The organism is Nocardia sp. NPDC056952 (assembly GCF_042674185.1).
Taxonomy (GTDB): domain Bacteria; phylum Actinomycetota; class Actinomycetes; order Mycobacteriales; family Mycobacteriaceae; genus Nocardia.
In genome coordinates, this window is record NZ_JBHURA010000001.1 from 581,373 (window position 1) to 595,468 (window position 14,096).

The 14,096-nt window shown below is 68.2% G+C and carries 11 protein-coding genes; 9 read left to right on the forward strand and 2 right to left on the reverse strand.

Annotated elements, in window-relative coordinates:
• Positions 1–15: 15 nt before the first annotated feature.
• Positions 16–1,239, reverse strand: a complete 1,224-nt coding sequence (locus ACFTS5_RS02500) for a cytochrome P450 (RefSeq protein ID WP_378626829.1) — start codon at positions 1,237–1,239, stop codon at positions 16–18.
• Positions 1,240–1,313: 74 nt separating this feature from the next.
• Here ACFTS5_RS02500 and ACFTS5_RS02505 point away from each other — a divergent pair, with 74 nt between their 5' ends.
• The 6 genes from ACFTS5_RS02505 (at position 1,314) to ACFTS5_RS02530 (ending at position 7,553) form a co-directional block, all read left to right on the forward strand.
• Positions 1,314–1,517, forward strand: coding sequence for a hypothetical protein (locus ACFTS5_RS02505; protein ID WP_378626830.1), 204 nt, complete (start codon positions 1,314–1,316; stop codon positions 1,515–1,517).
• A 94-nt stretch (positions 1,518–1,611) separates the two neighbouring features.
• Complete coding sequence (locus tag ACFTS5_RS02510) at positions 1,612–2,550, forward strand: LysR family transcriptional regulator (RefSeq protein ID WP_378626831.1); 939 nt, start codon at positions 1,612–1,614, stop codon at positions 2,548–2,550.
• Positions 2,551–2,619: 69 nt separating this feature from the next.
• On the forward strand, positions 2,620–3,141 hold the full coding sequence (locus ACFTS5_RS02515) for a DUF4442 domain-containing protein (protein WP_378626832.1): 522 nt from the start codon (positions 2,620–2,622) through the stop codon (positions 3,139–3,141).
• Entirely contained in the window at positions 3,141–4,019 is an 879-nt protein-coding gene (locus ACFTS5_RS02520) for an alpha/beta fold hydrolase (RefSeq protein ID WP_378626834.1), read from the forward strand. Before ACFTS5_RS02515 ends, ACFTS5_RS02520 begins: the two co-directional genes overlap by 1 nt.
• Positions 4,020–4,173: 154 nt before the next feature.
• Complete coding sequence (locus ACFTS5_RS02525; protein WP_378626836.1) at positions 4,174–5,754, forward strand: PfaD family polyunsaturated fatty acid/polyketide biosynthesis protein; 1,581 nt, start codon at positions 4,174–4,176, stop codon at positions 5,752–5,754.
• On the forward strand, positions 5,751–7,553 hold the full coding sequence (locus ACFTS5_RS02530) for an AMP-dependent synthetase/ligase (protein WP_378626838.1): 1,803 nt from the start codon (positions 5,751–5,753) through the stop codon (positions 7,551–7,553). The genes ACFTS5_RS02525 and ACFTS5_RS02530 overlap by 4 nt, the downstream gene beginning before the upstream one ends.
• On the opposite strand, the gene ACFTS5_RS02535 is transcribed toward ACFTS5_RS02530, so the two are convergent.
• Entirely contained in the window at positions 7,550–8,020 is a 471-nt protein-coding gene (locus ACFTS5_RS02535; RefSeq protein WP_378626839.1) for a PaaI family thioesterase, read from the reverse strand. The two genes, ACFTS5_RS02530 and ACFTS5_RS02535, sit on opposite strands and share 4 nt — an antisense overlap.
• A gap of 274 nt (positions 8,021–8,294) precedes the next feature.
• Between ACFTS5_RS02535 and ACFTS5_RS02540 the strand changes: the two genes are divergently transcribed.
• From ACFTS5_RS02540 to ACFTS5_RS02550, 3 genes are all read left to right on the forward strand, one after another.
• Positions 8,295–9,497 (forward strand): NAD(P)/FAD-dependent oxidoreductase, encoded by a 1,203-nt coding sequence (locus ACFTS5_RS02540; RefSeq protein WP_378626841.1) that lies wholly within the window; start codon positions 8,295–8,297, stop codon positions 9,495–9,497.
• Entirely contained in the window at positions 9,484–10,095 is a 612-nt protein-coding gene (locus tag ACFTS5_RS02545) for a GDSL-type esterase/lipase family protein (RefSeq protein WP_378626842.1), read from the forward strand. Before ACFTS5_RS02540 ends, ACFTS5_RS02545 begins: the two co-directional genes overlap by 14 nt.
• A gap of 23 nt (positions 10,096–10,118) precedes the next feature.
• The coding region (locus ACFTS5_RS02550; RefSeq protein ID WP_378626844.1) for a beta-ketoacyl synthase N-terminal-like domain-containing protein at positions 10,119–14,096 on the forward strand (3,978 nt) is incomplete at its 3' end.

Genomic DNA, 14,096 nt, shown 5'->3' on the forward strand with positions numbered 1-14,096 from the left:
TAGTCGAATCGGAGGTCAACGGAGTCGGACTCCGCCGTGCGTGACGGTCAGAGCGTCGATGCCACGCAGGTTCACATTGGGCCGGTAGCGCAGCGATCCCGGGACGAGCACCGGGTCGATCACCCGGCCGGCGAAGGCGGACAGCGCCGCGGCGCCCTCTGCCCGGCCCAGCGCCGCGGCGAGGCAGAAGTGCGCCCCGGCCGAGAAGGCGAGGTGGTCGGCCGCGCCGCGGGCCACATCGAAGCGGTCGGCGTCGGGGTAGTGCTCGGGATCGCGATTGGCCGCGGCGAGCAGCACCAGCATCGCGGTGCCGGGGCTGATCGCGGTGCCGCTCACCTCCATGTCGCGGGTGGCGATGCGCATCACGAACTGGATCGGCGCGTCGTAGCGCAAAGCCTCGTCGGCGGCGCTGATGCCCAATTCGGGGTCGGCGGCGAGGATCTCGCGCTGGTCCGGGTTCTGGAGCAGGGCCAGCACGCCGTTCGCGATGAGGTTGGCGGTGGTCTCGTGGCCGGCGACCATCAGCAGCACACAGGTGGCGAGCAGTTCGCCCTCGCTGAGCACCTCGCCTTCCTCCTCGACCTCGATGAGTCGTGAGAGCAAGTCGTCGCCGAGGTTGCCGCGCCTGCGGGCGATCAGGTTGACCAGGTAGTTCATCAGCTCGTTGCGCGCGCCCTCGGCGTCGTCGAGGTCGTCGTTGTGGACGACGAGGTTGAAGTCCAGGACACGGCCCAGGCGGCGGGCGGCGGGTTCGAAGTCGCCGAACTCCTCGACGGGGATGCCGAGCAGAGCGCACATGATCCGCACCGGCAGGGGCAGCGCGAATTCGGAGATCACGTCGAATTCGCTCTTACTCGCGATATTTTCGATGAGTTCGTCCACGATCGAGTGGATCTGCGGCCGCGAGGCCCGAATAACCCTGGGCGTGAAGGCCTTCGACACGAGCCGGCGAATGCGGGTGTGCGCGGGCGGATCGAGGAACAGCAGGGACTCCGGGCGCTCCGGGTGATCCTTGCCGAGCCGGGAAAGCTTGGGGTCGTTGCGCACCGACGGATCGCGCAGTACCTGCTGGCAATCGGCGTAGTTGGCGATGATCACGAGGTCGCCGCCTTTGGTGACCAACGGGGACTTCGTGCGCAGGGCGCGGTGGACGGGATACGGATCGGGTCGGGTATCGGGAGCGAACAGTTCGGCCAGTGTCGACTCGGCGTCGTGCTGGCTGGCAACCGTGGTCGTCATATTCTGGGCTCCTTCGAAAATCGGCGTCGAAATTACTTCGCCTGCACCGGATAAAAGTCTTCCACTCCGGTGTGGTGGGCGACAACGCGGAACGCATTATTGATCAATTGCGGTACGAAATGGATCGCCCTGTCAAGACGGGGATCATCGGGTTTTTCCGAGGCAGCGATTCGAGTGCCGAATCGACCGTGTTCATCGTGCTGCTCGCGGCGCCGGTCACCGCGAGGCGGGGTGGACACGCCGTACAAATGGCAGGAATTCGGTCGCTGCTCATCTGAGCTTCACGGGCCCGTTCCCCGATGACGTGCGGTGCCGCTATACAAGGTGCATATCTCGGACGAGTCACGTACCTGATCACGCGAGGCGCGCACTATGGAGACACGGCATATCGAGGCATTTCTTGCCATCGCTGACGAACTGCACTTCGGAAGGGCGGCCGCCAGGCTCCACCTCACGCAACCGTCACTCAGCCAGCAACTCAAGCGCCTGGAACGCCATCTCGGCGTCGAACTGGTGTCACGGACGTCGCGGGTGGTGCAGCTGACCCCCGCGGGCGAGGCGTTCCGCGCCGACGCGCGACGGATTCTCGGGGAGGTGCACTCGGCGACCAACACCGTCCGCGACATCGCGGCGGGGCGGATGGGCAAGATCAACATCGGGTTCAACGGGCGGGCCGGGCAGCTCATCATGCCCAGGTCGCTGGCCCAATTGCACGCGCACTACCCCAATATCACCACCAAACTCAGCTCGGGTCGCTCCGGGCCGCAGCTCACCGCTCTCACGCGCGGGGAGCTCGATGTCGGGCTGCTCTACGGCGGCGCGTCCAACGGCGGGTCGGTGCTGTCGCGGTGTCTGCTGCAGATGCGCATCGGCGCGCTGGTGGGGCAGGGGCACCGGTGGGCCGACCGGTCCTCGATCTCGATCCGCGAACTGGCCGAGACGCCGTGTGTGCTGTTCAACCGCGAGGTGAGCCCGGCGATGTACGACGCCATCATGACCGCGGGCGAGCGGGCGGGCGCGTTCCCGAAGGTCGCCGAGTACATGAACGACTCGGTGGCCACCGAGATCACCGTGGCCGCCCGCCGGTATGTGGGGTTCGCGTCGTTCATCAGCATGGACGAGCCGCGGCCGATGGGTTTGAAGGTGGTTCCCCTCGTCGATCCGGAACCGGTGGTGGAATTACAGGTCGCCTGGCGCGTCGACAGTCCCAACGAAGTGGTGCAGGTATTCCTGGACAGCCTCGATTCTACGAAGAATTTCCTGCAATCCACTATCCGCGGCAAGGTGTACGGAGAACCGCTGGCGAGTTGATTACCATTCGGTCGATTGAGATCGGCAATGGAAATCCGAATCGGCGGGTGCGGATGGTGCAATTAATTCATGGCACCTGAACTGAAAACCTCAGCCACCCTCGGTTCGGTATTCGAGGCGATCGATCCGGATAACCCCGACTTCTTGCATCTGCAGCGAATTGTGAGCAAGTTGGTCCCCTTCGGTACCCACGCGGGGACCGAGATCACCGAAATCGGTCCGCACCGCGCGATCGTGGAAATTCCCGACGAGCCCTACGTCCTGAACCATCTGCGTACCGTGCACGCCGGTGCGCAATTCCTGGCCGCCGATATCGCCGGCGCGTGCGCCTTCGTGGGCGCGCTGGCGTCGCGGTTGTCGGCCATCGACACCCTGGTGCTGCGCGACGCGCGGCTGTCGTTCCGCAAGCCCGCCCTCGGCCGGATCCGGGCGATCGGGGTCATCGACCCGAGCGACGTCGCGACGGTACTGGCGGCCAAGGGTGGCCAGCGGCTGGATGTGGACGCGCGGGCGCTGATGTACGACACGGCGGGTGTGCTGGTCGGCAAGGTCGCGCTCGACTACGTCTGCACGCTGGCCGCGGAGGCGTGATGAGCGAGCAACGCGCCCAGATCGTCGGGCTGGAAACGACCGCCGTCGCCACCCCCGACGGCGCCACCCTGGCGGTACGCCTGCTGCCGCAGGCGGATCCGGCCGCACCGGTGGTGCTGATCCTGCCCGCCATGGCCATCAAGGCCAAGTACTACCTGCCGCTGGTCACGGCCTTGCACGCGGCCGGACTGACGGCCGCCGTCCTCGATCTGCGCGCGCAGGGCGACAGCTTGCCCGCACTGGGGGAAGGTCCCGGGTTCGGCTATCGCGAGCTGATCGAGGTGGACCTGCCCGCCGTGGCGGACGCGCTGCGCGAGCGGTTCCCCCAGGCGCCGCTGCACCTGTTCGGGCACAGCCTCGGCGGACAGCTCGCGTTGCTGTTCGCCGCGGCCGAACCGGATCGGGTCGCGAGCATCACGACGATCGGTACCGGTTCGGTGTATTGGTGGTCGTTCGAACTGCGCAGGCGCCTCGAGGTGCTGGCGCGCGGCCTGTCGGTCGGTGCGGTCACCCGGCTGCGCGGCCGGTGGACCGGCGGTGGCGGCATCGGGCCGATGACCGCGGGCGTGATGATCGACTGGGCCCGGCACCTGCGGACCGGCAACTACCGGCCCAGCGGCAGTGCCCGCGACTACGACCGGTTGCTGCGCGAATTCACGCTGCCGGTCCTGCTCATCTCGCTCGACGGCGACCCGCTCGGCCCCGAGTCCACGGTGCGGTTCCTGAGCAAGCGGATGGGCGCCGCCCAGCAGCACCGCTGGCACATCGACCGGACCTCGGGTTTCACCCACATCGGCCATGCGTCGTGGGTGAAGGACAGCGAACTGGTCGCGCCCGCGGTCGCGGCCTGGGTTACCGAAGGCCGACCGCCCCGGTAGCGAGGCCCGACCCCCTCGGAACACGAAGACCGACTGCCTCGCCTCAGGAAGGCCGACCGCTCCTCGGCGACGACGGTGTCGTTCGCGGCGCCGACCGTCTGCGGCACCTCTCGCTAGCGACCTCTGCCCTCGGGCTCTCAGAAGGATTGGCACAGTGACGACTTCCCTTGCACCCTCGGCGCTCGCCAGGGACGACAACTCCATCTACCGTGCGCTGTCGGAATTGGACAAGCCGGTGTTCGTGGTCCGTGACGATCGCGGTGTCGCGGTGACCACCGATGCCGGTACCGCTCGCGGTGCGCAAGTGCTGGCCGCGGCTCCGGCGCTGCGGCCGGAAACGCTGGGCAACACCGAGTTCCGGCAGACCCACGGCGTGAACTTCGCCTACCACGCCGGTGCGATGGCCAACGGGATCGCCTCGGCGCCGATGGTGGTCGCGATGGCGCGCGCCGGCTTGCTCGCCTCGTTCGGCGCCGCCGGTGTGCTGCCCGCCCGGATCGACGAGGCCCTGGCCACGATCGGGCGTGAGGCGCCGGGAAAACCCTTCGCCTGCAACCTGATCCACAGCCCCAGCGAGAACGCGCTGGAGCGGGCGATCGTCGACGCGTGCCTGCGCCACGAGGTGCGCTGCGTGGAGGCGTCGGCCTTCCTCGACCTGACCCCGCAGGTGGTGCGTTACCGGCTGGCCGGCCTGCACCGTGACCCGAACGGTCAGGTGATCGCCCGAAACCGGGTGATTGCCAAGGTGTCTCGCGCCGAGGTGGCCGAACTGTTCCTGCGCCCGGCGCCGGAGCATCTGGTGCGCGGACTGCTCGACGCGGGAGAGATCACCGCCGAGCAGGCGCAGCTGGCGGCATCGGTTCCGATGGCCGACGACATCACCGGCGAGGCGGATTCCGGTGGCCACACCGACCGCCGTCCGCTGGTGGTGCTGCTGCCGTCGCTGCTGGCGGTGCGCGAACGGATCCAGCGCGAATACGGTTTCGCCCAGCGGGTCCGGGTCGGCGCGGCCGGTGGCATCGGCACCCCGGCGGCCGCCGCGGCGGCCTTCGCGATGGGTGCCTCCTACGTGGTCACGGGGTCGGTCAATCAGGCCACCGTCGAAGCGGCGCAGTCGGAGACGGCGAAGCGGCTGCTGGCCGCGGCGGGCGTCGCCGACACCACCATGGCGCCCTCGTCGGACATGTTCGAACTCGGCGTCGACGTGCAGGTGCTGCAACGCGGCACGATGTTCGCGAGCCGCGCACGGCGGTTGTACGACACCTATCGGCGCTACGACGGCATCGAGGCGATCCCCGCCGCCGAACGCGCCGAAATCGAGCAGCGGATCCTGGCCCGCTCCTTCGACGAGGTGTGGAACGACTGCCTCGGCTACTTCCGTGAGCGCGACCCCGAGCAGATCGCGCGCGCCGAGGGGAACCCGAAACGCCGGATGGCACTGATCTTCCGGTGGTATCTGGGCCGGTCGTCCGGCTGGAGCACGGCCGCGACGCCCGAGCGCACCCTCGACTATCAGATCTGGTGCGGGCCCGCGATGGGCGCGTTCAACGACTGGGTCGCCGGCACCTACCTGGCCGCACCGGCGCACCGCCATGTCGCCGAGGTCGGGCTGCAGATCATGCACGGTGCGGCGTTCGCCACCCGCGTGAGTCAGTTGCGCGCGGCAGGCGTGCGGCTGCCGGGCCGCTGCTCGACCTACGTTCCGGCCCCGCTGACCAGCATCGAGTCACGATGAGTAGCGCCGTGCAGGATGACAGCGCCGTGCAGGGACCGCGGGTCGCGCAGGAATACAGTGTCGCGCCACTGGTCACGATGGCCGATAACGACAACTTGGCCAACGTGGTGTTCCGCAAGGCCGCGGCCGATCCGTCGGCCGTGGTGTTCAGCCGAAAGACGGTCGAGGGCTGGCTCGACGTCGACTACGGCGAGTTCGCGCGACTCGTTCTCGGACTCGCGAAAGGCCTGTTGGCCAACGGGATCGGCGCGGGCGATCGGGTGCTGATCCTCGGTGGGACCAGTTTCGAATGGTCGGCGGCGGACTTCGCCGTGCTGAGCGTGGGCGCGGTAGCGGTACCGGTGTATCCGACGTCGTCGGCCGAGCAAATCCAGCACATCGTGGCCGACGCCCGCCCCAGCGCGTGTTTCGTGGAGACGACCGAGCAGTGCGACCTGATCGGTGCGGCCGCGGGGGACGATCTGCGCGGCCGGGCTTGGCTGCTCGGTTCGTCGTTGCCCGCGCTGATCGAGCAGGGCGATCCGATCGCCGACGCCGAGGCCACCGAGCGTCGGCTGGCGGTACGCGCCGATGATGTCGCGACGATCGTCTACACCAGCGGCACCACGGGCGTCCCCAAGGGCTGCCTGCTGACGCACCGCAATATCTTCGCCGCCGCGGCCAACGTGGTCGAACTCCTCGACACCGTATTCCGCCGCACCCCAGCTGATCCCGCGTCCACACTGCTGTTCCTCCCGCTCGCGCACGTGTACGGGCGGGTCGTGCAGTTCGGGTGTGTATCGGCCGGAGTCCGCACCGGCCTGGTCGCCACCCCCGCGCAACTGCCCGCCGAACTGCCGATCTTTCGACCGACGTTCCTGATCGGTGTCCCCTACGTCCTGGAGAAGATCCGCAAGGCAGCGCGTCAGGCACTCGGCAGTGATCGGTACGACGCCGCGGAGGCGGCGGCGATCGCTGTCGGCCACGCGCGCAGGCGCGGTCAGCAGCCACCGGCGGGCGCGGTGATCGACGCCCGGATCGGCGAACAGTGGCGTGGCATGCTCGGCGGGCGGCTCGAGCACATGGTCGCGGGTGGCGCGTCGCTGGAACCGTCGACGGCGGACTTCTTCACCGGCATCGGTGTGGAGATCATCGGCGCGTACGGCCTGACCGAGGCGTCGTCGACGGTCAGTATGAGTGCGCCGCACGCCAATCGGGCAGGCGCGGTCGGCCGACCGGTGCCCGGCACGACCGTCGCGATCGCCGACGACGGCGAGATCCTGGTCCGGGGCCCGCAGGTCTTCCCCGGGTACTGGCCCGACGGCGGCCACGCGGCCGAGAAGTGGCTGGCCACCGGCGATCTCGGCCGGCTCGACGAGGACGGATTCCTGTTCATCACCGGCCGGCGCAAGGAGATCATCGTCACCAGCGGCGGCAAGAACGTGGCGCCCGCGCCGCTCGAGGACCGGGTTCGCCTGCACGCCTTGGTGAGCAACTGCATGCTCGTCGGTGAAGGCCGACCGTATGTGAGCGCCCTGATCACCGTCGATCCGGTGGTGCTGGCTCGCTGGGCCGCGGAGCACGGGGTCGACGTGTCCGGCGGGGTCCCGACCGAAGACACCCGCTTGCTGGCGGAGATCTCCGCTGGTGTCGAGGCGGCGAACCGGCTCGTCTCCCGTGCGGAGTCGATTCGCCGGTTCGCCGTTCTCGCGGAGGACTTCTCGATGGAGAAGGGTCAGCTGACAGCGTCGTTGCGGCTGCGCCGCGCGGCGATCGAAGCCGATTTCGGCGCCGTCATCGCCACGCTGTATCCGGACTAGGCCGCGCCCAGCCAGCAGAAGTACTCGAGATCCACCTTCGCGAGCAAGGCGCCGCTGTCGTCGTGCAGCAGCGCCTTTCCGGTGATATCGAACTGCTCCTCGGTCCTGCGCCCGACGACCTCGGCCAGGATCGGGGAGCTCACCGTGCCGCTGGCGCGGACGCGACCGCGGGCAGGCCGGAAGAAGGTGGCCTTGGTGCCGCGCAGCACAAAGGTCCGCACGTGCAGGATGCGCGGCGCGATGACGCCGGAAAACGCACCGGCACAGGCTACTTCGGCGGCGAGGAACAGCGCGCCCGCGTGCACCGTGCCCAGGTGATTGCTCATCGCCGGCGCCTCGGGGATCTCGGCCACCGCCGAGCCGGGACCCAGCTCGGTCATCCGCACGCCCACCAGGTTCACGAACGGGACGAGCGTGTCGACGGTCTTGCGGATCTGTTCGTAGTCCGGTGTCGCGGCACCGGTCATATTCGTCAGCCGAGCCTGCGCTGCGGCAATTCCGGGGGCCGGTTCATTTCCAGTTGGCATGCCCCAATTAGCCCATATCGAACCGTTTCTCGTGATGAACGGAAGTTGAATTCAACTATTCATCCGAGCTGCCGGACAGCTAATACTCGACACCATTGTTCTGGAACACCTATTCATGTAATCCGTTTGGAAATCGGTACGCGGATCGAGTGGTTCGTCTCCGTAAAATCGCAACCGGGGCCATAAGCGTTTCATTTACTGAGGAGTCACCCTGATGTATGACGCGATTGTTGTCGGCGCGCGGTGCGCGGGTTCACCGGTCGGCATGTTGCTGGCGAGGCAGGGACATCGAGTCCTGGTGGTGGACCGTGCCACCTTCCCCAGCGACACCGTCTCGACGCACTACATTCAGCAGCGCGGGCTGGCCCGGCTGGCCCAGTGGGGCCTGCTCGACAAGCTGATCGCCACCGGTGTGCCGGCGATCAAGCGCATGACGGTGTCCTACCTCGACATCGTCATCGCGGGCTTCGCCGATCCCATCCAGGGCATCGATGCCACCTACGCGCCGCGTCGCACCGAACTCGACGCGATCCTGGTCGAGGGCGCCGAGGAGGCCGGTGCCGAGGTTCGCACCGGCTACACCGTCAGTGAACTGATCATCGAAGACGGTGTGGTCGTCGGTATTCGCGGTTCGGTCGCCGGTGGGGAGATCGCCGAGGAGCGGGCCCGCATCGTGATCGGCGCGGACGGCACCAACTCGTTCGTCGCCAACGCTGTCGGCGCCGAGACCTACACGAAGGTCGCGGCCGAGTGCTTCATCTACTACTCCTACTTCAGCGGCCTGTCGCAGTCGGAGTTCCACAGCCGCATCGGCGACAAGCAGCAGATCGGCATCTGGCCGACCCACAACGACCAGACCCTCGTCGCGGTCATGCGCAAGATCGACACCTACGCCGATTTCCGCGCCGACGTCGAGGCCAACTTCGTGAAGGTCGCTCGCGAGATCCTGCCCGAGTTCGCCGAGGAACTGGTCACCAAGGGCAAGCGTGAGGACCGCTTCTACCCGATGCGGTATCCGGACAACTACCGCCGCCAGTCGCACGGCGAAGGCTGGGCGCTGGTCGGGGACGCGGGCTACCACAAGGACCCGTTCACCGGGCTCGGCATCTCCGACGCGTTCGACTACGCGGCGCTGCTCGCCGAGCGGGTACACGAGGGTCTGAGTGACCAGCGGCCGATGGCCGAGGCGCTCGCCGATTACCAGCGCGAGCGTGACGAGAAATCGCAGTCCGGTTTCGAATTCACCTGCACCATCTCCACGCTCGAACTGACCCCGCAATTGCTGGCTGTTTTCCGCGCGCTGGAAAACAACGAAGAATATGCCAAGGACTTCTTCGCGATGGTCGGCGGCGGAATGACCGGCGAGGAATTCTTCGCACCGGAACGCATCGCGAAATTGCTCGGTGCCAACGCATGAGCTGATGGTGCTCGGCGACAGTTTCGCGGAGGGGCGCGGCGGTTCGGTGAACGCCGACGGCTCCTTCGCGGGATTTGTCGCGCACGTCGAGCACCTGCTCGGAATTTCCGGCGCGACCCTGAACCTCGGCTCCTACGGGGCCACCACCCAGGATGTCCTCGACCGGCAGCTGCCGGTCGCCCTCGCCGCCGATGCTCCGCTGATCGGCGTGATCGTCGGCGGAAACGACCTGGTCACCGACTACGACCCGGATCGCTTCCGCCGCAACCTGCGTCACATCTACGCCGGGCTGGCGCGCCCGGATCGGCTGGTGTTCACCACGAACTGGCCGAACATCCCGGACCGTCTGCCCGGCCTACCCGAATCCGTCCGCACAGTGTTGCGGTCGCGATTCGCGCAAGCCAACGACTATCTCGACGACCTCGTCCACGAGTTCGATCTCGTGCGACTCGATTTGGTGAACGCACCCATCACCGCGGACCCGGTCATGTGGTCCCCGGACGGCATGCATCCGAGTCCGGCGGGCCACCAGCTCATCGGCACGGCGATGGCCGACCTCATCGACGAGGTCCGGACTGTGCGAGTTTCGCAACTCTGAGCAGAAGACAAGGGATAGCAACCATGAACGACCACCTTCGGCACTCCGAAGACCCGGCCATGACGCGACGACTGGCCGACAATCCGATCGCGATCGTCGGGCTGAGCGGACTGTTCCCCATGGCCGCCAACTTCCGTGACTTCTGGCAGAACGTCGTCGACGCCGCGGACTGCATGTCCGACGTGCCGGCCACGCACTGGAACCTCGACGACTACTACGACGCCGACCCGACGGCGCCCGACAAGACCTATTGCCGCCGCGGCGGTTTCGTGCCCGAGATGCCGTTCAGCGTCACCGAGTTCGGGCTGCCGCCCAACCAGCTCGAGGTCACCACGGTCGTGCAGTTGCTGAGCCTGCTCGTCGCCCGTGACGTGCTCGCCGACGCGGGCGCGGTCGGGTCGGACTGGTACCGGCCCGAGCGCACCGGGGTGGTCCTCGGCGTCGCCGGACCGACCACGCTGTCGCACCCGTTGGCCGCCCGGCTGTCGACGCCGGTGCTCAAGGAGGTCATTCGCAGTTGCGGACTGACGCAGGCCGACGCCGAACAGATCGCGCAGAAGTACGCCGATGCCTTCCCGTCGTGGGAGGAGAACTCGTTCCCCGGTCTGCTGGGCAATGTGATCGCGGGCCGGGTCGCCAACCGCCTCGATCTCGGCGGCATGAACTGCACCGTCGACGCGGCGTGCGCCAGTTCGCTGTCGGCGGTCCACGTCGCGATCAGCGAGCTGGTGTCCGGTCGCGCCGACATGATGATCACCGGTGGCTGTGACACCGAGAACTCGATCTTCGGTTACCTGTGCTTCAGCAAGGTCGGGGCGCTGTCGCGGTCCGGTGTCATCAAGCCGCTCGACGACAGTGCCGACGGCACCCTGGTCGGCGAGGGCATCGGCATGATCGCCCTCAAGCGCCTCGCCGACGCCGAGCGCGACGGTGACCGGGTGTACGCGGTGATCAAAGGCATCGGATCGTCGAGCGACGGGCGCTTCAAGAGCATCTATGCCCCGCGCGCCGAAGGCCAGCAGGCCGCCCTGCACCGCGCCTATGAGGACGCGGACTGCTCGCCCGCCACGATCGGGCTGTTCGAGGCCCATGCCACCGGTACCCGCGTCGGCGATCAGACCGAACTCGCCGCGTTGAACGCGGTGCTGCGCGAGGCCACCGACGAGACCGGCTACGCCGCGATCGGCAGCGTGAAATCCCAGATCGGGCACACCAAGGGCGCCGCCGGTGCGGCCAGCCTGATCAAGCTGGCGCTGGCGTTGCACCACAAGGTGCTGCCGCCGACGATCAATGTCACCGCGCCGAACAAGGCGCTCGACGACTCCTCGCCGCTCTACGTCAACACCAGGACCCGGCCGTGGATTCGTGATCCGCACCGGCCGCAGCGCCGCGCGGCGGCATCGGCGATGGGCTTCGGCGGCACCAACTTTCACGCGATCCTCGAGGAAGCAGGCGACGACCGCGGACACGCGCTCACGATGCACCGCACCGCGCGGGTCCACCTGTGGCACGCCGCCTCGACGGCCGAACTGGCGAGCTTGCTGAGCTCGGACGCCGCCCCGAACGGTGACGCCGGGATTCCGGCCGAGCACGCGCGCGTCGGGTTCGTGGCGCGCGACGACGAGGAAGCGTCGGCACTGCGCGCACTGGCGGTGACCGAACTCGCCGGTGACACCGACGAATGGACTCATCCGCGCGGCATCGTCTTCCGCCGGCGTGCCATGCCCGATCTGAAGATCGGCGCGCTGTTCGCCGGTCAGGGCAGCCAGTACGTGGACATGGGCCTGGCCGCGGTGCTGAACAACCCCACCGTCGCCACCGCCTTCGACGAGGCCAACGCCGTGTTCGCCGACGCCGCCCGGCCGCCTGCCGCAGTGGTGTTCCCGGCGCCGGTGTTCGACCCCGAGCTGCGCAACGCCCAGGAAGCGACGTTGCGGCGCACCGAGTTCGCGCAGCCCGCGATCGCGGCGCTGTCGGTGGGCCAGTACCGGTTCCTGTCCGAGCGCGGCCTGGCCTGCGAAGGGTTCATGGGCCACAGCTTCGGTGAGCTGACCGCGCTGTGGGCGGTGGGTTCGCTCGACGCCGTCGACTACTTCACCCTCGCCAGGGCACGCGGTGCGGCGATGGCGATCGACACCGACGCCGACGCCGGCACGATGGCGGCGGTACAGGCCGACCGTGAACAGGTCGGTGCGATCCTCGCCGACCATCCCGATGTGAGCGTGTGCAACCACAACGCTCCCGACCAGGTAGTGGTCGGAGGCGGCACCGCCGCCGTCGCGGCATTCGTCGCGGCGGGCCGGGCACAGGGGCTGACCGTACGAGAGTTGCCGGTGGCGGGCGCGTTCCACACCCGCTACGTCGCCCACGCGGTCGAGCCGTTCAAGGCGGCGGTGAAGAGCGTCGCCATTCGTGCCCCCAAGGCCAAGATCTACGCGAATTCCCGGGATGCCGAATACGGTGCGCGGGTCGCGACCAACCGGCGCGTGCTCACCGAGCAACTGCTCGAAACCGTCGAGTTCGTGGCAGGTCTGCGGGCCATGCAGGCCGACGGCTGCAATGTGTTCGTCGAGTTCGGCCCGAAGGCCACGCTCACCTCGCTCGTGCGCCGCACGCTCGGCGCCGAGGTGATCGCCCTGTCCACCGATCAGGGGCCGACCGGCGACAGCGATGTGGCGCTCAAGAAGGCGGCGCTGCACTTGGCGGTGCTGGGTGCGCCGATCGTCGACATCCACCGCCACGACGCCGCACCGTTCGCGGTGCCGGAGGCGCCCGGCATGGTGGTGCGGCTCAACGGCCGTGATTTCGTGCCGGAATCCCGTAAGGAGCTCTACCGCAAGGGAATCGAGGAAAAGGTCGTGTTGGAAGCTGTCACCCAGGCGCGAGCGGCCGCCGAAGCCGATGCCGCGGCACAGGCACAGGTGGTCGCCCGAGCGCACGCCGCCGAGCAGGAGCGAGTCACCGCCGAGACCTACGCCGCCGCACAGGCCGAGGCCGCCCGAACGCACGCCCCCACTCGGGAACTGGTGAGCGCCGAAGCCCCGGCAGCCGCGCCGGTCCGGGCGGGTTCCACGGTCGGGAGTCAGACCGCGACCGGATACGACGCGGCGGCCCAGCAGCACCTCGACATCCACAGCCGATACGCGCAGGGTCAACTCGAGGTCGCCGAAGGGCTGGTCTCGGTACTGCGCGACGCGCAGCGGACGGGTGGCGCCGATGACCGCCTCCACGCGACCGTGCACGCCATCAAGGAACAGAGCCTGGCGATCGGCCGTACCCATGTCCGGGTCAACGAGATCCTCGCCTCGCTGTCGGGCCTCGAACTCGGATCCCCGGCGCCGACCGTCGATGTCGCGACCACGAACGGGACGAACGGGTTCCACGCCGAACTCCCCAGCGGCAACGGAAACGGCAGCCACACCCACGCGGCGGCGCTGCTCGACCACCGGACGGCCCCGCATCCCTCGGCGCCGAACGCTCAATCACCTGCTCCACAACGGAATACGGCACCGTCGCCGATCCACGACCCCCAGCCGACGCGAGCGGCGGACGTGGCCCCGGCACGCCAGACGGTCGAGGCCGAGACCCTGCCCCAGACCACGGCGCCCGGTGCCCTCGCGGTGAGTGAGACCCCGGCGCTCGATGCCGAAGCGGTGTGGTCGGTGCTGTCGCAGGTGGTTTCGGAGAAGACGGGTTACCCGCCGGAGATGCTGGCGTTGTCGTTGGATCTGGAAGCCGATCTCGGTGTGGATTCGATCAAGCGGGTGCAGATCATGGGTGCGGTCGGTGAGCGTATCGACGGTGTGCCCGCCGTGGGCCCGGAGCAGGTCGCGGAACTGCGGACGCTGAGCGACATCGTGGACTTCGTTGCCGCGTCCGTGGTTTCGGGCCCGAGTGCGGGCCCGGCGACCACCGGTCCGGCGCTCGACGCCGAAGCGGTGTGGTCGGTGCTGTCGCAGGTCGTTTCGGAGAAGACCGGTTACCCGCCGGAGATGCTGGCG